A 19889-nucleotide genomic window follows, 5' to 3' on the forward strand; every position below is an offset into this window, starting at 1 on the left:
GGTTACAGGCCCAGCGACAACTGCCGGGGCGGCGGCAGGTCGGACGATTCCAGCGACGACAGCGTCACCCCCAGCAGGCGGATGCCCCTGTCCACCGGAAACAGCGGCTGCAACAGATCCAGTGCGAGGTCACGCAGATCCGCCGCATCGCGGACCGGGCACGACAGGGTGCGGCTGCGGGTGATCTGCCGGAAATCGGCGTATTTCACCTTGAGCGTGACGGTCCGCCCGGTCAGGCGGCGGGCCAGGCAATGCTGCCAGACCTTTTCGGCCAGGGGCAGGATTTCCAGCCGCGCCGCGCAAGGGTCGTGGATGTCGGCGTCAAAGGTATCCTCGGCGCCCACCGACTTGCGGATACGGTGCGGCTCGACCGGGCGGTGGTCGATGCCGCGCGCGATGCGGTGATACCATTCCCCCGACTTGCCGAAATGCTGGCGCAGGAATTCGGGCGGCCGGTCGCGCAGGTCGGCGCCCGTGACGATGCCCAGCCGCTCCATCCTGGTCGCCGTGGCGGGGCCGATGCCATGGAATTTCCTGACCGGCAGCGCCGCCACGAATTCCGCACCCCGCGCCGGGGTGATGACCGCCTGCCCGTTCGGCTTGTTCAGATCGCTGGCCAGTTTCGCCAGAAACTTGTTGTAGGAAATCCCGGCCGAGGCGTTCAGCCCCGTCACCTGCCGGATGCGGTCGCGGATCATCAGGGCGATGGACGTGGCGGCGGGGATGGCCTGCTTGTTTTCGGTCACGTCCAGATAGGCCTCGTCCAGCGACAACGGCTCGATCAGGTCGGTGTGTTCGGCAAATACCGCGCGGATCTGGGCCGACACGGCGCGATACACCTCGAACCGGGGCCTGACGAAGATCAGGTCTGGACAGCGCCGTTTCGCCGTGACCGAAGCCATGGCCGAATGGACGCCGAAGGCGCGTGCTTCATAGCTGGCGGCGGCCACCACGCCGCGCGCGGCCGATCCGCCGACAGCCACCGGCCTGCCCCGCAGCGCCGGATCGTCGCGCTGCTCGACCGAAGCGTAAAAGGCATCCATGTCCACATGGATGATCTTGCGCAGCGGTCGCTCGGGGTCGTGGGGATCGGCCATGGTCTGTCACATGCAACGGGCGGCGGCAGTCTAGCCGCCTGTCGGGCAGAAACAAAGCCGGAACATGGCACGGCGTTGCAGACGGGCCATCTTTCGGACCCTGCAACCAAAACGTCCTGCCGCCGTTTTCGCAAAGAGAGTGACAGGAGACCGTCATGGCACCCTTATCATGGTCCGATGCTCCAAAGGTCAACAAGGGCCTGACTTGGGGTCCGCCGGGCGAACGCTGGGTGCATCTGTGCATCGACATGCAGCGGCTGTTCGACCAAGGCTCGCCCTGGGCCGTTGACTGGATGCGGGCCGTGTTGCCGCAGGTCTGCCGGTTGGTCGAGGCGGCGCCGCGTCGCACCGTCTTCACCCGCTTCATTCCGCCCCGGTCGCTGGACGACGCGCCTGGCGCCTGGCGGCGGTATTACGGGAACTGGCCACAGGTTCTTCAGGACAATCTGGACCCGGACATGCTGCGGCTGCTGCCGGAACTGGAGCTGCACCTTCCCGAGGCCCGCATCCACGACAAGGCCGTCTATTCGCCCTGGCTGGACGGCGGCCTGCACCGGATGCTGCAGGCCGACCGCATCGACACCCTGATCCTGTCGGGCGGGGAAACCGATGTTTGCCTGCTGGCCGCGGTGGTGGGCGCGGTCGATCTGGGATATCGGGTGATCGTGGCATCCGACGCCGTTTGTTCGTCATCGGACGACACGCATGACGCCGCGATGGAAATCTATGCCAAGCGGCTGGGCCAGCAGATCGAGATGGCAGACACCCCCGAAATCATCGCGGCCCTGGCCTAGTCCGCATTCCGGCATTGCAGGCGTTCGGCGAACTGGCGAAAGGTCTCGGCGATTGCCAGTTCTACCTCCAGCCCCTCGACGATGACGGCACCGGGGTCTTCCTGACCGTCATGCAGAACCTGCCGGGCCGTCAGCCAGTCGCAGACGGCTTGAAGACCCTGTGCGTCCAGAAGCCCCGGCAGGGCGTCGATCAGCTTGGTGCAGGCGATCACCTGCGGATCGCTTTCTGACCGCATCATGGCATCAGTAACCGCCCGGCGGATCGCTGGCCGGAAAGGATTCGTCCAGCGCCTCGTCCACCCGGTCCCACTGACGGGGCGGCGCCCTCATCTCGCGCGTGCCGGCGGACCGGACATAGCGATTGTTTTTCTGGTCTGCATCCCGGTCGGACATGGCCTTGGCCACCAATCCGGCCACCAACATCAGCGCGCCGCCCGCAATTAGAATGTCGCAATTTCGCATGGTTCTGCTCCGTTCCAGATGACGGCCAAACGATACGGCGGGCGCTGTTGTTCCACCGCGCAGGCGGTTGATTTTTGATCCAATCCTCCAAACCATGGAAACCCTTTCCCGTGGCGGTGGTTCTGCTTGGGCATTCCGTCACACGGCGGTCATCCATCCGATCCCACGAGGCCCGCAATGCGCGACTATCCCAAGCCCCCGTTTCCCGAACAGCAGCAGGATCTGCCGGGAAGTTTCGCCAGGATGGACCCGGTGCCCGACCACGGCGAGGAAAGCTGGCGCGGCGCGAACCGGCTGGACGGGATGAAGGCGATCATCACCGGCGGCGACAGCGGCATCGGTCGCGCGGTTGCCATCGCCTTTGCACGCGAGGGGGCCGATGTGGCGCTGTCCTATCTGGACGAAACCGAGGATGCGAAATCCACCGCGCAACTGATCCGCGACGCGGGTCGGCAATGCCTGGTCTTTCCGGGCGACATCGCCGATCCCGATCATTGCCGCAGGATCGTGTCGGACACGGCCGAAGCGTTCGGCGGCATCGACATCCTGGTCAACAACGCCGCGCATCAAAGGACATTCGACCGGATCGAGGACATTCCCGATGAGGAATGGCGCAAGACCTTTGCCGTCAACATCGACGCGATGTTCCACCTGACCAAAGCCGCCGTCCCGCACATGAAAAAGGGCGGGTCGATCATCAATACCGCGTCCATCAATGCCGATGACCCCAGCCCCAACCTGCTGGCCTATGCCACGACCAAGGGTGCGATCCAGAATTTCACCATGGGCCTTGCGCAGATGCTGGCCGAACGGGGAATCCGCGCCAATGTCGTCGCGCCCGGCCCGGTCTGGACGCCCCTGATTCCCGCCAGCATGGACCCCGAAAAGGTGTCGAAGTTCGGCGAGAACTATCCCATGAAGCGGCCCGCCCAGCCGGTCGAGCTTGCCTCGGCCTATGTGATGCTGGCCGAACCGATGTCCAGCTATGTCTCGGGGGCGACGATTGCCGTCACCGGCGGCAAGCCGATGATATGACGGCCATGGGGCAGGGCTGGGGCGGTTCGTGGCACGGCGGCGACTGGACGGCGCGGATATGGGCGCCCGATGCCCGAAAGGTCGGGTTGATCCTGGACGACCGCGAAGTTCCAATGACCGGACAACCGGACGGTTTCTGGGCCGCCAGCGTCCCTGCCCGGGTCGGCAGCCGGTATCTGTTCCGGGTCGATGGGCAGGACATCCCCGACCCGGCATCGCGGCTGCAATCAGGGGATGTGCATTCGCCATCGGTCGTGACACGGCCCCGCAGTCCCCGGTCCGGATGGCAGGGCCGCGACTGGTCAGAGGCTGCGATCTACGAGCTGCACCTGGGCACCTTCACGCCCGAGGGGACGCTGGCCGCGGCGGCGGGCCGGCTGGCAGATCTGGCGGGCCTTGGGATCACGGCCATCGAAATCATGCCGGTCGGTCAGTTTCCGGGAACGCGCGGCTGGGGTTATGACGGGGTTCTGCCCTTTGCGCTGCATCCTGCCTATGGCAGCCCCGACGACCTGCACGATTTTGTCGATCATGCCCACTCGCTGGGGCTGATGGTATTCCTTGATCTGGTGATGAACCATTTCGGCCCCGAGGGCGCCTATCTGCATCTGGGCGCGCCCCGGTTCTTTGACGAAACCCGCCACACCCCCTGGGGCGCGGCCATCGACTTTTCGCAACCCGCCGTGCGCGAGTTCTGGACCCAGTGCGGGGAATACTGGGTCGGCGAATACGGTTTGGACGGGCTGCGGCTGGATGCGGTCCATCAGATCACCGGCCCCGGCGCCGACGATTTCCTGCGGCAATTCGCCCCGCGCATCCGCGCCGTGGACCCGTCCCGTCCCATCCATCTGATCGTCGAGGACGAGCGAAACGAACCCCATCTGCGCCAGGCCGGTTTCGACGCCGCCTGGAACGACGATTTCCACCATGCCGTCCACGTGCATCTGACCGGCGAGGCCGATGGCTATTACGCCAGTTTTGCCGACGATCCCTTTGCCGATCTGTGCCTTGCGCTGGAACGCGGCCATGTCGAGGAAGGCCAGGATCGGCCCGGCCGCGACGGACCGCGCGGACAGTCCTGCGGGCACCTGCCCCCCACGGCCTTTGTCAATGCGACGCAGACCCACGACCAGGTCGGCAACCGCGCCTTGGGCGAACGCCTGCTGTCGCTGGCCCATACCGATGCGGTCAGGACGGCCTATGCCCTGCTGCTGGTGGCGCCCTATGTCCCGATGATCTTCATGGGCGAGGAACGGGGCGCGACCACGCCGTTCCTGTTCTGTGCCGACTTTTCCGGCGATCTGGCGGACGCCATCCGCAAGGGCCGCGCCGCCGAATTCGCGGGCATCGCAACCCTGGGGGCCGGGGTGCCCGACCCCCTGTCGCCCGATACCTTTGCCCGGTCGCGCCTGGACTGGTCCGATACATCCGAGGCCCGCGACTGGCAGGACCTGACGCGACGCGCCTTGCGATTCCGGTCGGACCATGTGGTGCCCTTGCTGAAAAGCGGCCGCAGCGGCCCGGCCAGCGTGACCCGGATCGGCCCATCTGCATTGCAGGCAAGCTGGCCGTTCCAGACCGGAACGCTGGATCTGTGGCTGTCGCTGGGGCGGGCCGAACCCGGCCTGAACGCCCCGCCCGACACCGCCTTCGCCCTTGGCCGACCAAGCCAGGATCCCTTTGCCCTTTCCGCCACCACAAGGTCCGCATGATTCCCGACATCCCCTTGGCGACCTATCGTATCCAGTTGCGCGACGGCGTGGATTTTGCACGGGCCAGGGCCCTGCTGCCCTATCTGCAAGGTCTTGGCGTCTCGCACCTGTATCTGTCGCCGGTGTTTCTGGCATCGATGGGATCGACGCACGGATACGACATCATCGACCCGACCCGGATCGACCCGGTGCTGGGCGGGCACGAGGGGTTCGCGGATCTGGCCCGCGCCGCGCAGGCGCAGGGCATTGGCATCATTCTGGACATCGTGCCCAACCACACGGCCTTCACGCTGGAAAACCCATGGCTGCTGGACGTGCTGCGCCATGGCCGGGACAGCCGCTATGCCCGGCATTTCGACATCGACTGGGACGCAGGCCCCCTGGTGCTGCCGTTTCTGCCCGAACCGTTCGAAAAGATGCTGGCCGACAATGCCTTCACGGTCGCCGATGGGGAATGGCGGTTCGGCGATGCCGCTGTGCCGCTGGCCGATGACGACACCGACGCCTCGGACCTGCGCGCCCTGCATGACCGCCAGCACTGGCGGCTGGTCCATTCCGAGATGGAACGCGACGGCATCACCCACCGGCGGTTCTTCAACGTCACCAGCCTGATCGGGATGCGGGTCGAGGATCGGGCCGTGTTCGACGACACCCATGCGCTGATCTTCGATCTGGTCCGGTCCGGTCTGGTCCAGGGGTTGCGGGTCGACCATATCGACGGGCTGGCCGATCCCCAGACTTATCTGCGCTGGCTGGCCGAAGAACTGCCGGACACGCCGGTCTGGGTGGAAAAGATCCTGGTGGGCCACGAAACCCTGCAGCCCGACTGGGCCACGGTCGGCACCACCGGATACGAGGCCGCGCGCCTGATCGCCCGGCTGCTGACCGATCCGGGGGGCATCGAGACCCTTGACGGGCTGTGGCGCCGGGCGACGGGCATCGACACCGATTTCCGGTCGGAACTGCGGCAGGCCAAGCTGGACGTTCTGGACAACGAACTGGCGGCGGAACGGCGGCAGTTGCGCGAGATGGCGGCGGCCGCCACTCAGGGCTCTCCCGTAGCCGAGCCGGGACCCGAATCGCTGCGCGAGGCCATTACCGCGCTGCTGGTCGCGATGCCGCGTTACCGCACCTATGTCACCGACACGGCCCGCCCCGAGGATCGCGACCTGCTGCGCGCCATGGCCGACGAGGCGGCCCAGGGACTGCGCAGCCGGGCGGTCGTGGACCTTCTGGTCGACCTGATGGTCGATCCCTGCACGGATGCGGCCCGTGGGCTGGTCCGGCGGTTCCAGCAGGTATCGGGTGCCCTGCTGGCCAAGGCGCAGGAGGATACGGCAGGCTTTCGCTGGACGCGTTATCTGCCCGCCAACGAGGTTGGCGCCGAACCCGACGAACCATGCGTCGATCCCGTCGAGGCCAACGATTTCCTGGCCCGGCGCCGCCCGTCCGACATGACGCTGGTTTCGACGCACGATACCAAACGATCCGGCGATTCGCGGATGCGCCTTGTCGCCATCAGCCATCTTCCGGACGCCTTCGGGACGCTTTACGACGCGGCCTGTGCCCTGCCCTCGGCCAAGGGGGTCGAGCCGCGCTGGCGGTGGTATGTGGTCCAGTCGGCCCTGGCGATCTGGAACGGGGATGTGGACCATACGGCGGACCGGCTGGGACTGCACATCGAAAAGGCCATGCGCGAGGCCAAGCTGACCAGCTTCTGGTCCAATCCCGACCTTGCGGCCGAGGATGCCACCAAGACCTTTGCCCGCGACCTGCTGGGCCGCTGGGCCGCCGCGCCGGACAGCACCCTTGCGGCGCTGATCGACCGGGGCGAGGCGCTGTCGTTTGCCCAGCTTGCGTTGCAGATGCTGATGCCCGGCTTTCCCGACATCTATCGCGGCGACGAGGGCGGATTGTTGTCCCTGACCGATCCCGACAATCGCCTGCCGGTGGACTGGGACACGCTTTCCGCGCCGCCCGATGCCGGGGGCAAGCTGCACTGGACCCGGCAACTGCTGGCGCTGCGGCGCCAACATGCCGGTTTCCTGGAGCAGGCCGATGCGGTCGTGCAGGCCGATGCGCAAGGACTGCGGCTGGTGCGCCGCCAGGGGGACCGGCGGATCGTTGCCACCTTCGCCCGCAAGGGTCAGGACGATGACCGCGGCCAGATCACCCGTGCCTTTGCCGACGGCAGCCGGGTATCCGTCGCCGTGGAAACCATGTCCGGGACCGTGGATATTCACGACCGGAAGGAACAAAGCCCTGCGGCATCGGTTCCGGGGGCAGACCTGCCCCTGGGGCAGATCGTCCCATGAAAGGAACGCGCCGGTGACATTCCGTTGCACCCACCCTGCCGCCTGTCGATCCCGGGCAGTCCTGCCCTGCCCCATCATCCCTGAGGTTTCCGGATGCGCGACATGAAGGACGCCCCCACCTTTGACCCGAGCGTCATGCGCCCCGACATCCTGGGCGCCGAATTCCTGGGCGAGGGCACGAATTTCGCGCTGTTCTCGGATCACGCCACGCGGGTCGAACTGTGCCTGTTCGACGACAGCGGCCAGAACGAGCTGCACCGGCTGGACCTGCCGGAAATGGAGGGCGGCATCTGGTTCGGCTACTTGCCAGGCATCGCGCCGGGTCAGGTCTATGGCTATCGCGTCCATGGTCCCCATGCCCCCGAACAGGGCCACCGCTTCAACCACAACAAGCTGCTGCTGGACCCCTATGCCCGCGAACTGCGCGGCCAGATTCGCTGGAACGATGCCCTGCACGGTTACGAGGTCGGGCAAGACGACCTCAGCTTCGACACCCGCGACAGCGCGCCCTTCATGCCCAAGGCTGTGGTGGTCGATACCAAGTTCGACTGGGACACCGACCGCGCCATCCGCAAGCCCTGGCAGAACAGCGTCGTCTATGAAGCGCATGTCAAGGGCCTGACGCAGTTGCACCCCGATGTCCCCGAGGCCGATCGGGGAACGTTCCAGGGCCTGGCCTGCGACGCCATGATCGAACACCTGCACCGGATCGGCGTGACGGCGGTCGAACTGCTGCCGATCCATGCCTTTGCCAATGACCGGTTCCTGGTCGAACGGGGGTTGTCGAACTATTGGGGCTATTCGACGCTGTCCTTTTTCGCGCCCCACGCCCCCTATCTGAAATCGGGTCAGATCCGCGAAGTGAAGGAAGCGATCCGGCGTCTGCACAAGGCCGGGATCGAGGTGATCCTGGACGTGGTATACAACCACACCGCCGAGGGGAACGAACTGGGCCAGACCATGTCGTTCCGCGGCATCGACAATGCGTCCTATTACCTGCTGGCGCCCGACAATCCCCGCCACGGGTTCGACACCACCGGCACCGGGAATACGCTGAACGTGGCGCATCCCATGGTGCTGCGCATGGTCATGGACAGCCTGCGCTATTGGGTCGAGGCGATGCATGTGGACGGGTTCCGCTTTGATCTGGCCTCGACGCTGGGACGCGAGACGCAGGGGTTCGAACGCGACGGATCGTTCTTCAACGCCATCCGGCAGGATCCGGTGCTGTCGGGCGTCAAGCTGATCGCGGAACCCTGGGACATCGGCGAAGGCGGCTATCAGGTGGGCGGATACCGCTGGCCGTTCCGCGAATGGAACGACAAGTTCCGCGACGACACGCGCGCCTTCTGGCGCCGCGACCCCGGACTGGTGCCCGCCATGTCAGAGCGGCTTTCGGGATCGCCGGTGCAGTTCAACCACAGCCACCGGCCCGCCACCTCGAGCGTGAATTTCGTGGCCGCCCATGACGGCTTCACCCTGTGGGATACGGTCAGTTTCAACGACAAGCACAACGAGGCGAACGGAGAGGACAACCGCGACGGCCACGACCACAACCTGTCCGACAACATGGGCGCCGAAGGCCCCACCGACGATTCAGGCATCGTCACGGCACGGGTGCGGCGGGTCCGCGCGATGCTGGCCACCGTCGCGCTGAGCCAGGGCGTGCCCATGATCCTGGCGGGTGACGAATTCGGCAACAGCCAGGACGGCAACAACAACGCCTATTGCCAGGACAACGAGATCGCCTGGCTGGACTGGTCCTCGGCGCGCAAGGACCTGATCGACGCCTTTGCCGCGCTGACGGCCTTTCGCCAGGAAGTGTCCCTGTCTCAGTCGCGCTTTGGCGCCGCACCCGCCGATGCGTCCGAACGGCAGGCCGCGATCGAATGGCTGCACCCGCGGGGTGGCGCCATGGAGGAAGGCGACTGGCAGGATGGCGAATTGCGCTGCTTCGGCCTGCGGCAGGTCTTGCCAAACGGAGCGGATGTGCTGATCGTGGTGAATGCGGGCGAGGATGCGGAATTTGCCCTGCCCGAGGGCGAATGGCATCTGCGCATCGACACCTCGGCCGACGAGGTGGCGCAGGACAGTCCTGCCCAGGGGGTCGTGCCGGTGCCGTGGCAGGCCGTTCTGGCGTTGACCCGATGACACATGAAGGGACCATAGCAAGGAGGATGGACATGGACCAGAACCACCCGGATCAGGACCGTCAAGAGCGCATCAGGCAGCGTGCCCATGAAATCTGGGAAAGCGAAGGCCGCCCCGAGGGGCGCGAGGCCGACCATTGGTCCCGCGCCGAACAGGAGCTGCGCAACCGCATGGGCGATGACCGCCCGTCGGGCGACGGCACCGACCAGCCGGAGCTTTCGCAAATCCCTGAGAAACCAAAGCGCAGCCGCAAGGCGGCGGGCGATACGGCCCCGGCCCCCAAATCGCCCCGAGCCAGCAGAACCGCCAAGGGCAAGTCTGACGACAAGGCCCCTCAGGAACAACCGATCGACAGCTTCAACGACGGTCCCTGAACCGCCCGAGGGTCATTCCCCCGCGAGAGCCTTTTCCAGTTCGGGCAGAAAGCGGTTGGTGTAATCCTCGCGGATCAGCGGCCCTGCGTGGCGGTAAAGCACCCGCCCCTCGCCGTCGATGATAAAGGTCTCGGGCGGGGCGGTGACGCCCCAGTCGATGGCCCCACGTCCCTTCGGGTCGGTGGCGATCGCGGCATAGGGATCGCCGCCCTCGGCCAGAAAGGCCAGGGCGTTATCCTCAATATCCCGCAGGTTGACGCCATAAACGGGCATGTCCTGGGCCAGATCCATCAGGGTGGGATGCTCCGCCCGGCAGGGGGGGCACCAACTGGCCCAGAAATTGACCAGTTTGACACCGGGCTGGCGCAACAGTTCGTCGGTCAATGGGGTCTTGCCGGGCAGTGCGGTTTGCGGCAACGCCGGCGCCTCGCGCCCGATCATGGCCGAGGGCAGGCCGCCGGGATCCTCGCGCCCCATGCCCCACAGAAAAACGGCAGCCAGCGCGGCGAATGCCAGCGGCGGCACGGCGACAAGCGGTGAAATCCTAGCCACGGTTTTCCTGCCTTTCCAGATCGCGGCGGGCGCGCAGATTCGCGGCCAGGGTTTGCCAGATCAGCCCCCCCAGCACGGCCAGCGACAGGCCATAGGCGCCCAACACCGCGCCTGCGTATTTGCCAAGTTCGATCATGCGCGCAATTCCCTTGCCTGCAGCGCCGCCAGGCGCCGCCTGCGAATTTCGGTCCGGGTGCGGACCAGCATCAGGGCCAGGAACAGCAGCCCGAACCCCAGCATCGTCAGATACAGGGGATAGCGGTACACCGCGCTCATCCGTTCGCCGGACTGGACCGACAGGCTGGCGCCCTGGTGCAGGCCCTGGTTCCAGAACAGCACCGCATAACGCGACAGCAGCGCAAAGACCGAACCCACCAGGCACAACACGGCGGTCAGATCGGCGGCGCTGTCGGGATCCTCGACGGCAGACCACAGCGCAATATAGCCGATATAGAACAGCAGCAGGATCAGGAAACTGGTCAGCCGCGGATCCCATTCCCACCATGTCCCCCACATCGGCTGACCCCAGACCGCGCCGGTGATCAGCCCGATCAAGGTCATCACCGCGCCGATGGGCGCGGCGGCCTTGGCGGCAAGGGCACTGACATGGTGACGGCGGATCAGCCAGATCAGGCTGGCCGCCAGCATCATCACCCAGATGTTGATCGCCATCATCGCGGCAGGAACGTGCAGGAAGACGATCTTGACGGTGGACCCCTGCCGGTAATCATCGGGCGTCAGGAAGCCCCAGGCCAGACCCGTCACCGTGCAGACGGCCGCCCCCGCCCCGATCCATGGCAGGATCGCGCCCGAAGTGCGCATGAATTTGACGGGGTTGGCGTATTCCCAGATCGACATGACTTTCCCCTAGCGCCCGATTGGCCGCGGCTCAAGGCGCATCACCGCAGATTGACCCGCAGCGCGGCGGCTGCGGCAAAAGGTATCACGGCCAGAACCCCCGCCGTGATGCCCGCCAGAAACAGCAGGGGGGTCGCGGCATCGCCGCCCTGCTGCCCGCGGCGGATCATCTCGGTCCCGAAGATCAGCGTCGGAATATAGAGCGGCAGGACCAGAAGGGACAGCAACAGCCCCCCGCGCCGCAGGCCCACGGTGACGGCCGCCCCAAAGGCCCCCAGCATCGACAGCGCAGGCGTTCCCACCAGCAGCGAGACCAAGAGCGACGGGATCGCACCGGCCGGCAGGTGCAGCAGGATGCCGAACAGGGGCGCGGCCACGATCAGCGGCAGGCCGGTGGTGATCCAGTGCGCAAGCGCCTTGATCGCCACCGCCCCCTCCAGCGGCAGGGGCGATGTCGCCAGCAGATCCAGGCTGCCATCCTCGTGATCCAGGGCAAAGATGCGGTCCAGCGACAACAGGCAGGCCAGAAGCGCGCCCAGCCACAGGATCCCCGGCGCGATGGGTTGCAGGGCGCCGCTGTCGGGTCCGACGCCGAAAGGCACAAGCGAACACAGGATCAGAAAGAACGCCACGCCAAGGCCAAAGCCGCCCCCTGCCCGGACAGCCAGCCGCAGGTCGCGGCGCAACAGGGCGATCATGCGAAAGCCTCGTTGAAGCCGGCGGGCCGGGACGGGGTGATACCCTGGGCGCGAAAGGGTGTCAGGTCCAGGATCCGGGCATCAAGACCCAGGTCGATATGGGTGGCGATCAGCGCCGCCCCCCCTTCAGACAAATGGCCACGCATCATGTCGGCAAAGCGGAGGACCGAGGCCGCGTCCAGCGATACCGTGGGTTCGTCAAGCACCCACAGGGGACGCCGTGCGACCAGCAGCCGCGCCAATCCCAGCCGCCGCTTCTGGCCTGCCGACAGCGCGGCAGCCGGGCGGTCGGCCAGCGGTTCCAGGGCCATGGCCGACAGGGCCGCCTCGATACCGCCGCCGCCAAAGACCTGCGCCCAGAACGCCAGGTTCTCGGCCACGCTCAGCGCGCCCTTCAGGCCATCGGCATGGGCCGCATAGGCCACCGCATCCTCGGCCATCTCGATCCCGCCCCCGACGGGCGGTTGAAGGCCCGCGATCGTCCGCAGCAGGGTGGTCTTGCCAATGCCGTTGGGGCCGCGCAGGATCAGGGCCTGTCCGGGCGCCAGACTGAAAGATACCCCCTCGACCGTCCGCAAGCCGCCGCGCGCGACGACAAGATCGTGGACGGCCAGCAGCGTCACAGCGGCAAAAGCGCGCAGGCGACGCGGCGGCCTTCGGAAAGCGTGACGTTGTATGTCCGCGCCGCCGTAGGCGAGGACATGGATTCGACCGCCACGCCCGCCTCGCGCAGCGCAGCCACCAGTCCGGTGGGGGCATGGGCGACCTCTGCCCCCATGCCGATGAACAGCACGTCGATCTGTCCCGCCAGCGCCAGCAGTGGCGCTTGATCCTCAAGCCCGCCCCAGGCGACGCCGCCCGCCGCCGTGACAAGGACCGGTCCATGAATCACCGTCCGGCCCATGCGGAAAAAGCCGGGACCATAGCCCTCGACTGCCGTGGCCCCGCCGAAATCCGTAGGCTTCATCTTCATCAGGGGCGTTCCGCATTCTCGAACGGGGAAGCGGCCAGCTTGGGATCCTTCTTCGACCAGTCTCGCTTGACGCCCAGCCACAGCACGATGTTCTTGGCGACATACAGGGTCGAGTAGCAGCCGACGACCACCCCGAACAGCATGGCGATGATGAAGTCGCGGATCACGTCGCCGCCAAACACCAGCATCGCAGTCAGCGCAAGGGCGGTGGTCACGGCGGTCATGAGGGTGCGTGACAGCGTCTCGTTGGCGGTCAGGTTCATCAGGTCGATCAGGGGCCGGGTCTTGTATTTCATCAGGTTTTCCCGCAACCGGTCGAAGACAACCACCGTGTCGTTGCAGGAAAAGCCCAGCGTGGTCAGCAGCGCCGCGATGGTGGTCAGGTCGAATTTCAACTGGAACAGCGCGAACAGGCCGACCGTCAGCAATACGTCGTGGATCAGCGACACGACCGCGCCGATCGCGAACTGCCATTCGAAGCGCAGCCAGATATAGGCCATGATCCCCAGGCAGGCCGCGCCCACGGCATAGAAGGCGGTCTTGATCAGCTCGGCCGACACCTTGGGGCCGACCGATTCCACCGCCGCAAAGGTGATCTGCGGGTCCACCTGCCGAAGCGCGTCCTGAATCTGGTTCAACTGCTCGGCGGACACCGATCCGGTTTCGTCGGTGGTGCCGATGCGGATCATGGCGACATGCCGGTCCTGGCCAAAGCCGGGATCGAAGACCTCGGTGATGGCCAGGTCGCTGAAGCCCATGTCGTCCAGGGCGTTGCGGTAATCGCCAACCTCGAAGGCGGTGGGGCTTTCGGTGCGGATGGTGGTGCCGCCCTTGAAATCGATGCCGAAGTTCAATCCCATCGTAAAGATCAGCAAAAGAGAGCCGATCATCGCCGCCATGGACATCCCGAAGGTCAGCCATTGCCAGCGGAAAAAGTCGATGCGGGTGTTGTCGGGGACAAGTTTCAGACGGAATGCCATAGCGGTCCCCTTACAGGATCAGGTCTTTGGGCTTGCGCCATTCCAGCCACCACACAATCATCAGCCGCGTCAGGAACAGCGCGGTAAAGACCGAGGTGACAAGGCCGATGGTGAGCGTCACGGCAAAGCCCTTGACCGGACCTGACCCCAGAAAGAACATCACCGCCGCCGCGATGAATGACGTGACGTTGGCGTCGATGATCGCGCTCATCGCCTCGTTGAAGCCGTCGGCGATGGCCTTGGCCACGCGCTTGCCAGCGCGCAGTTCCTCGCGGATGCGTTCATAGATGATGACATTGGCATCGACCGCCGTGCCGACCGTCAGCACGATCCCGGCAATGCCCGGCAGCGTCAGCGTGGCCCCCATGACCGACATGATCGACAGGATCAGAATCACATTCAGGATCACCGAGACGGACGCAAAGATCCCGAACAGCCCGTAACTGGCGGTCATATAGGCAACCACCGCCAGCGTCGCGATGACGGCCGATACCCGCCCCGCATCGATGCTGTCCTGGCCCAGTTCCGGGCCGATGGTGCGCTCCTCGAGGAATTCCAGTTGGGCAGGCAAGGCGCCTGCGCGCAGCAGCACCGCCAGGCGGTTCGCCTCGTCGAAATCCATCGACCCGGAAATCTGGCCCGATCCCCCCGGAATGGCCGAGCGGATCACCGGGGCCGAGATCACCTCGTTGTCCAGAACGATGGCAAATGGCTGGCCGATATTGTTGGCGGTGTATTCGCCGAACTTGCGGGCCCCGGTCGGATTGAAGCGGAAATCGACCGCCGGCATCCCGTTCTGGTCGGTGGCGGGCATGGCATCGGTCAGTTCCTCGCCGGTGACGACCGGGCTTTCCTCGAGCGTGTAGAACAGGCCGTCGCCCTCGGCCGAGGGCAGCACCACCTGCCCGATGTCCGGGCGGGCGTCCGGATTGGTGCCGGTGGACACGACCGGGTTGAAGGTCAGCTTGGCGGTGGTGCCGATCAGCGCCTTGAGTTCCTCGGCCGAACCGATGCCCGGCACCTGGATCAGGATGCGGTCCGCGCCCTGGCGCACGATGGTCGGCTCGCGCGTGCCCACCTCATCGACGCGGCGGCGGATGATTTCAACGCTTTGCTGGACGGTGCGGTCGTCGGTGGCAGCCTTTTCGGCGTCAGACATCTGGATGGTGATGGCGTTGCCGGCCTGCTGGATCGCCAGGCTTTGCTGGCCCGCACCGGTCAGGGTGGTGACAGGCGTGGAAAAGCCGCGCACGATCTCAAGCGCGCGGGCCATGCCGTCGGCGTTCTCGATCTCGATGCGCAGGGTGCCATCGGGCGAGGGCACGCGTCGGACTGCGCCAAGCGTCGCGCGTTCGTCGGCCAGCGCCCGGCGCAGTTCGGGCCACAGGGCATCCATGCGCGCCTTGTGGACATCGGCCACGCGAACCTCGCCCAGCAGATGCGCACCACCACGCAGGTCAAGGCCAAGCGCCACGACCGAACTGGGCAGCCAATCGGGCCAGGCATCGCGCGCGGCGGCCAGTTCGGGGGTCTCGACGCCGGTGCGCTCGATCTCGGCTACGGCGTCGTTGTGGGATTCGACCTTGCCATAGAACAGGTTCGGCGCGGCAAAGGCCAGGCCGATCAGGCACAGCCCGACGATCAGGATACGTTTCCAGCGGTCGATCTGAAGCATCTGCGCCAAGGCCCTCGGAGTGTTTTGAGTGTCGCCGGATCAGGCGTTCGCGGCGACCGGTTCGGTGCGGCTGACGACCTGGGCCACGGTACCCCGCACCACGCGCACGCGCACGCCGTTCGCGATCTCGACCTCAAGCTCGTCGTCGCGGACAGAAGCAACCTTGCCGATGATGCCGCCCTGGGTGACGATCTGATCGCCCTTCTTCAGCGCCGCAACCATCTCTCGGTGCTGCTTCGCACGCTTCTGCTGGGGACGGATCATGAGGAAATACATGATCGCGAAGATCAGGATCAGGGGAATGAACTGCGCAAAGGCGGCACCTGCGCCCGGAGCGGCAGCAGTGGCCTGGGCATAGGCGGGTGTCACGAACATGGGCTATCCTTTTTCGGCTGTCACGGCGGCGAAGCCCGCCCGAATTGGCGCGCAACCTATCGCCGCCGCCCGGCCTTGGCAAGAAAGCCACGGGCCATGGCGGGACACAGAGGCAAACAGGATCGTGATCGTCCTGATGCACAGTCGGAAGCACCAGCCGCGCAGCCCCCGCTATCCGGGCGGTCTTTTTCAGGATCGCTCCCGGACCACCCGTGCGGTAATGGACGGTCCCCGGGACGAACGCGTGTGGTCGTCAGCGCGTCACCGGCTGCCCGCGTTCGACCAGCCGGGCGAAGAAGCTGGACCCGATGGGCAGAATGGCATCGTTGAAATCATAGGCCGGGTGATGGACGCCCGCCGTATTCCCCTGGCCGATGAACAGATAGCAGCCCGGTCGCGTGTTCAGCATATAGCTGAAATCCTCGGCCCCCATCTCGCGCCCGGCGTCGGCGGACACATGGGCGTCGCCGACAATCTCTCGGGCCACAGTGGCGGCAAAGGCGGCCTGGCCCGGGTCGTTGACCGTGGCCGGATACCCTTCGATGTAATCCAGCCGGATCGTCACGTCATAGGCCGCACCCTGTCCGTCGCAGATCTGGGCCATCCGGCGGCGCACCATCTCGCGGACATGGGGTTCGAAGGTGCGCACCGTGCCGCAGATCCATGCCGTATCGGGAACGATGTTGTCGGCGCTGCCCGCGTGGATCTGCGTGACCGACAGCACCAGATCGTCCAGGGCATAGTGGTTCCGGCTGGAAATCGTCTGGACCGCGTTCACCACCGCCAGGGCAGCCACGATGGGATCGGCGGTCAGGTGCGGCATCGCCGCGTGCCCGCCCCGACCCTGGACATGGATTTCGAAGGTGTCCACCGCGGCCATGATTGGGCCGGGCGTGGTTGACATCTGCCCCACGGGCAGGCCGGGGCTGTTATGCATGGCGAATACCCGGTCGATCCCGAAACGGTCCATCATGCCGTCGCGCACCATCGCCTCGCCCCCGCCGCCGTTTTCCTCGGCCGGCTGGAAGATCAGCGCGACGCGGCCCGCGAAGTTGCGGGTCTCTGCCAGATAGCGGGCGGCGCCCAGCAGCATCGTCGTATGCCCGTCATGCCCGCAGGCGTGCATCCGGCCCGGCACGGTCGAGGCGTAATCCAGCCCGGTCGCCTCATCCATCGGCAGCGCATCCATGTCGGCACGCAACCCGATGGTCGGCCCCGGCCCCTGCCCTTCGATGATGCCGACGATGCCCGACTGGCCGATACCGTCATGGATCTCGTCCACGCCAAGGTCGCGCAGCCGTTCGGCGACAAAGGCAGCCGTCTGGTAGCAATCGAAGCCCAGTTCGGGATGCTGGTGCAGATGCCGCCGCCACCGCGTCAGGTCGTCGGCAAATTCGGCGATACGGTTCAGGACGGGCATGTGGACTCACTTCCTTGAGTGTGGCAATGGCCGATGACGACAAAGCCCGAGGGGAAATCGCAATGACCGACCCGGACCGCCGCGACGCAGCGACCGAGATCGCCCGCCTGATCGACATCATGGCTCAACTGCGCGACCCCGCATCGGGTTGCCCCTGGGACATCGAACAGGACTTCGCCTCCATCGCCCCCTACACGATCGAGGAGGCGCACGAGGTCGCCGACGCCATCGACCGGCAGGCCTGGGACGAATTGCCGGGCGAGCTGGGCGACCTGTTGTTGCAGGTGGTGTTCCACGCCCAGATGGCGGACGAAAAGGGCCTGTTCGATTTCGCCGACTGCGCGGCGGCGATTTCGGGCAAGCTGGTGTTCCGCCATCCCCATGTTTTCGGCACCGAATCCCGCGACAAGTCCGCCGAACAGCAGGTCAGGGACTGGGAGGCGATCAAGGCCGTCGAACGCGCGGGCAAGGCCGAACAGGGCACGCTGGACGGCGTAGCCCTGGGCCTGCCTGCCCTGACCCGCGCGGTCAAGCTGCAGAACAGGGCCGCCCGCGTGGGCTTTGACTGGCCGGGCGCGACCGAGGTTCTGGACAAGATCGCCGAGGAAACCGCCGAACTGGTCGAGGCGCGGGACAGCCTGGGACCTGAGGCATTGGAGGAGGAATTCGGCGATCTTCTGTTCGTCATGGCGAATCTTGCGCGGCACCTGAAGATCGACCCCGAACAGGCGCTGCGCCGCGCCAATGCGAAATTCACCCGGCGCTTCCGGACCATCGAAGCGGCGCTGGCCACCCAGGGCCGCCGCCCCGAGGACAGCGACCTGACCGAGATGGACCGGCTGTGGAACGAGGCGAAGGCCGCCGAGAAGGCGGCGCAGTAAGGGGCGTTGCCCCTCGGCCCCGTACCGGCGCCTCACCCCAGGGTATTTGGGCAAAGAAGAAGCGATCAGGCGGCGAGTCGTGTGACCTGTCGCAGCGCGGCGTCGTAGACCTCGATCCCGCCCTTTGACGCGCCTTCGGACAGGGTGCGCTTCCAGCCCCGCGCGCCGGGCAGTCCGTGGAACAGGCCCAGCATGTGCCGGGTGATCTGGTGCAGCCGTCCGCCGCCCGCCAGATGCGCGGCGATAGAGGGCCGCATCGCCTGGGCTACCTGATCGGGGGCATCGAAGGGCGGCGTATCGCCCCATAGACTGTCGGCCCGGCCCAGCATGTCCCAGGGCTGATGGTACGCCGCGCGTCCAACCATCACCCCGTCCATGACCTGCAAGTGTTCGCGCACGGCGTCCAGACTGGCAATCCCCCCGTTGACCGACAGGTGCAGGTCTGGAAAGGCCTGCTTCATGCCATGGACCAAAGGGTAATCCAGCGGCGGGATCTCGCGGTTCTCGCGCGGGCTCAGACCCTGCATCCAGGCCTTGCGGGCGTGGATGGCAATGCGACGGATGCCCGCGCGGCGCATCCGATCCAGGAAGGCGGGCAGCACATCCCGGGGCATCTGGTCATCGACGCCGATGCGGCATTTCACCGTGACCTCGACCGGGCTTGCATCCATCATCCGGGATACGCATTCGGCGACCAGATCAGGGGTTTTCATCAGCACCGCGCCGAAGCAGCCCGACTGAACCCGATCGCTGGGGCAGCCGACGTTCAAGTTGATCTCGTCATAGCCCCATGCCGCGGCGATCCGCGTGGCCCGGGCCAGTTCCGCCGGGTCCGAGCCGCCCAGTTGCAGGGCGACCGGGTGTTCGGCCGGGTCGAAATCCAGCAGTCGGTGCGGGTCGCCATGAACGATGGCGGGCGCCGTCACCATTTCCGTATAAAGCAGCGCGCGGCGTGACATCAGCCGATGGAACGCCCGGCAATGACGGTCGGTCCAGTCCATCATGGGGGCTATGGACAGTCTTGCTGCGTCTGTGACAGGGGAATTGGGCATCCAGCAGGCGCGGCCAGAAAAAGGAATGGTGGGTGATAACGGATTTGAACCGCTGACATCTTCGATGTGAACGAAGCGCTCTACCGCTGAGCTAATCACCCGTGGGCGCAGCTTCTATCAGCGGGGGCGGGGCGCCGCAAGGGCCAATCTTGCCTGTCAGTCCGGCCGGGGTGCAGGCACAGCGCGCGCGGGGGCGGGACGGCGGCGCAGGCGCAAGGTGATGATTTCGCCCCCCCGCTGGTCGTGTTCAAGGTTCACGCGCGCGCGCCCGAGCGGCGGAACGGCAAGCGTTTCGCCAGCCGACAGGGCCTTGCCAAGCTGGGCAAGCGTCGCCTCGATGATGGGGCGGGCATCGGCCTTGCGGGCTCCGCTGGCAGCCACCACCCGGTCGACGAAATCCTTTTTCTGAACGACACAGGCAGGTTGAGGATTGCGGGCGCCGTCGATGGCGTCCTTGTCGGACGGGAAAACACGTTTGATCATGA

The 19889-nt window shown here is 66.1% G+C and carries 22 protein-coding genes and 1 tRNA gene; 7 read left to right on the forward strand and 16 right to left on the reverse strand.

The features are described 5' to 3' along the window. Positions 1-2 precede the first annotated feature (2 nt). Positions 3-1097: a DNA polymerase IV gene (gene dinB / locus EYE42_RS05390; RefSeq protein ID WP_130990298.1), complete on the reverse strand. Its 1095-nt coding sequence runs from the start codon at positions 1095-1097 to the stop codon at positions 3-5. 155 nt (positions 1098-1252) lie between these two features. On the opposite strand from dinB, the gene EYE42_RS05395 reads away from it, so the two are divergent. Further along, positions 1253-1891, forward strand: a complete 639-nt coding sequence (locus EYE42_RS05395) for a cysteine hydrolase family protein (RefSeq protein WP_130990299.1) — start codon at positions 1253-1255, stop codon at positions 1889-1891. On the opposite strand, the gene EYE42_RS05400 is transcribed toward EYE42_RS05395, so the two are convergent. Further along, positions 1888-2130, reverse strand: coding sequence for a hypothetical protein (locus EYE42_RS05400; protein ID WP_130990300.1), 243 nt, complete (start codon positions 2128-2130; stop codon positions 1888-1890). The two genes, EYE42_RS05395 and EYE42_RS05400, sit on opposite strands and share 4 nt — an antisense overlap. 4 nt (positions 2131-2134) lie before the next feature. Continuing rightward, positions 2135-2353, reverse strand: a complete 219-nt coding sequence (locus EYE42_RS05405; RefSeq protein ID WP_130990301.1) for a hypothetical protein — start codon at positions 2351-2353, stop codon at positions 2135-2137. Positions 2354-2530: 177 nt separating this feature from the next. Between EYE42_RS05405 and EYE42_RS05410 the strand changes: the two genes are divergently transcribed. The 5 genes from EYE42_RS05410 (at position 2531) to EYE42_RS05430 (ending at position 9940) form a co-directional block, all read left to right on the forward strand. Then, positions 2531-3388, forward strand: a complete 858-nt coding sequence (locus EYE42_RS05410) for a glucose 1-dehydrogenase (RefSeq protein WP_130990302.1) — start codon at positions 2531-2533, stop codon at positions 3386-3388. Further along, entirely contained in the window at positions 3385-5100 is a 1716-nt protein-coding gene (gene treZ / locus EYE42_RS05415) for a malto-oligosyltrehalose trehalohydrolase (RefSeq protein ID WP_130990303.1), read from the forward strand. Before EYE42_RS05410 ends, treZ begins: the two co-directional genes overlap by 4 nt. Beyond that, the gene (gene treY, locus EYE42_RS05420; RefSeq protein WP_130990304.1) at positions 5097-7415 is read left to right on the forward strand and encodes a malto-oligosyltrehalose synthase; all 2319 of its coding nucleotides are present in this window, start codon (positions 5097-5099) and stop codon (positions 7413-7415) included. The genes treZ and treY overlap by 4 nt, the downstream gene beginning before the upstream one ends. Positions 7416-7508: 93 nt before the next feature. Next, positions 7509-9566 carry a glycogen debranching protein GlgX gene (glgX, locus tag EYE42_RS05425; RefSeq protein ID WP_130990305.1) on the forward strand — a complete coding sequence of 686 codons (2058 nt, stop codon included), beginning with the start codon at positions 7509-7511 and terminating at the stop codon, positions 9564-9566. 32 nt (positions 9567-9598) lie between these two features. Further along, positions 9599-9940, forward strand: a complete 342-nt coding sequence (locus EYE42_RS05430; protein ID WP_130990306.1) for a DUF2934 domain-containing protein — start codon at positions 9599-9601, stop codon at positions 9938-9940. Positions 9941-9952: 12 nt separating this feature from the next. On the opposite strand, the gene EYE42_RS05435 is transcribed toward EYE42_RS05430, so the two are convergent. The 10 genes from EYE42_RS05435 to EYE42_RS05480 form a co-directional block, all read right to left on the reverse strand. After that, positions 9953-10492 carry a DsbE family thiol:disulfide interchange protein gene (locus EYE42_RS05435; protein WP_130990307.1) on the reverse strand — a complete coding sequence of 180 codons (540 nt, stop codon included), beginning with the start codon at positions 10490-10492 and terminating at the stop codon, positions 9953-9955. Further along, entirely contained in the window at positions 10485-10628 is a 144-nt protein-coding gene (ccmD, locus tag EYE42_RS05440; RefSeq protein WP_130990308.1) for a heme exporter protein CcmD, read from the reverse strand. Before ccmD ends, EYE42_RS05435 begins: the two co-directional genes overlap by 8 nt. Then, positions 10625-11350, reverse strand: coding sequence for a heme ABC transporter permease CcmC (gene ccmC, locus EYE42_RS05445; RefSeq protein ID WP_130990309.1), 726 nt, complete (start codon positions 11348-11350; stop codon positions 10625-10627). Before ccmC ends, ccmD begins: the two co-directional genes overlap by 4 nt. Positions 11351-11391: 41 nt before the next feature. Next, on the reverse strand, positions 11392-12048 hold the full coding sequence (ccmB, locus tag EYE42_RS05450; protein ID WP_130990310.1) for a heme exporter protein CcmB: 657 nt from the start codon (positions 12046-12048) through the stop codon (positions 11392-11394). After that, positions 12045-12671, reverse strand: a complete 627-nt coding sequence (gene ccmA / locus EYE42_RS05455; RefSeq protein WP_130990311.1) for a heme ABC exporter ATP-binding protein CcmA — start codon at positions 12669-12671, stop codon at positions 12045-12047. Before ccmA ends, ccmB begins: the two co-directional genes overlap by 4 nt. Then, positions 12668-13021 carry an Mth938-like domain-containing protein gene (locus EYE42_RS05460; RefSeq protein WP_130990312.1) on the reverse strand — a complete coding sequence of 118 codons (354 nt, stop codon included), beginning with the start codon at positions 13019-13021 and terminating at the stop codon, positions 12668-12670. The genes ccmA and EYE42_RS05460 overlap by 4 nt, the downstream gene beginning before the upstream one ends. After that, entirely contained in the window at positions 13021-14001 is a 981-nt protein-coding gene (gene secF / locus EYE42_RS05465; RefSeq protein ID WP_130990313.1) for a protein translocase subunit SecF, read from the reverse strand. Before secF ends, EYE42_RS05460 begins: the two co-directional genes overlap by 1 nt. Positions 14002-14011: 10 nt before the next feature. After that, a complete protein-coding gene (secD, locus tag EYE42_RS05470) occupies positions 14012-15676 on the reverse strand; it encodes a protein translocase subunit SecD (RefSeq protein ID WP_130990314.1) in 1665 nt (554 codons plus the stop codon). A gap of 39 nt (positions 15677-15715) precedes the next feature. Further along, the gene (gene yajC, locus EYE42_RS05475; protein ID WP_130990315.1) at positions 15716-16051 is read right to left on the reverse strand and encodes a preprotein translocase subunit YajC; all 336 of its coding nucleotides are present in this window, start codon (positions 16049-16051) and stop codon (positions 15716-15718) included. A 253-nt stretch (positions 16052-16304) separates the two neighbouring features. Next, positions 16305-17471: a M20 aminoacylase family protein gene (locus EYE42_RS05480; RefSeq protein ID WP_130990316.1), complete on the reverse strand. Its 1167-nt coding sequence runs from the start codon at positions 17469-17471 to the stop codon at positions 16305-16307. Between the two features lie 62 nt (positions 17472-17533). Here EYE42_RS05480 and mazG point away from each other — a divergent pair, with 62 nt between their 5' ends. Continuing rightward, positions 17534-18352, forward strand: a complete 819-nt coding sequence (gene mazG / locus EYE42_RS05485; RefSeq protein WP_130990317.1) for a nucleoside triphosphate pyrophosphohydrolase — start codon at positions 17534-17536, stop codon at positions 18350-18352. A gap of 65 nt (positions 18353-18417) precedes the next feature. On the opposite strand, the gene dusA is transcribed toward mazG, so the two are convergent. The 3 genes from dusA to EYE42_RS05500 all read right to left on the reverse strand — a co-directional run bounded on the left by dusA (position 18418) and on the right by EYE42_RS05500 (position 19887). Beyond that, a complete protein-coding gene (gene dusA / locus EYE42_RS05490) occupies positions 18418-19404 on the reverse strand; it encodes a tRNA dihydrouridine(20/20a) synthase DusA (protein WP_130990318.1) in 987 nt (328 codons plus the stop codon). Between the two features lie 26 nt (positions 19405-19430). Beyond that, positions 19431-19505, reverse strand: a tRNA-Val gene (locus EYE42_RS05495). 55 nt (positions 19506-19560) lie between these two features. After that, positions 19561-19887 carry an HU family DNA-binding protein gene (locus EYE42_RS05500; RefSeq protein ID WP_130990319.1) on the reverse strand — a complete coding sequence of 109 codons (327 nt, stop codon included), beginning with the start codon at positions 19885-19887 and terminating at the stop codon, positions 19561-19563. Between the last annotated feature and the right edge of the window lie 2 nt (positions 19888-19889).

Source organism: Paracoccus subflavus (genome assembly GCF_004310345.1).
GTDB classification, from domain to species: Bacteria; Pseudomonadota; Alphaproteobacteria; order Rhodobacterales; family Rhodobacteraceae; genus Paracoccus; species Paracoccus subflavus.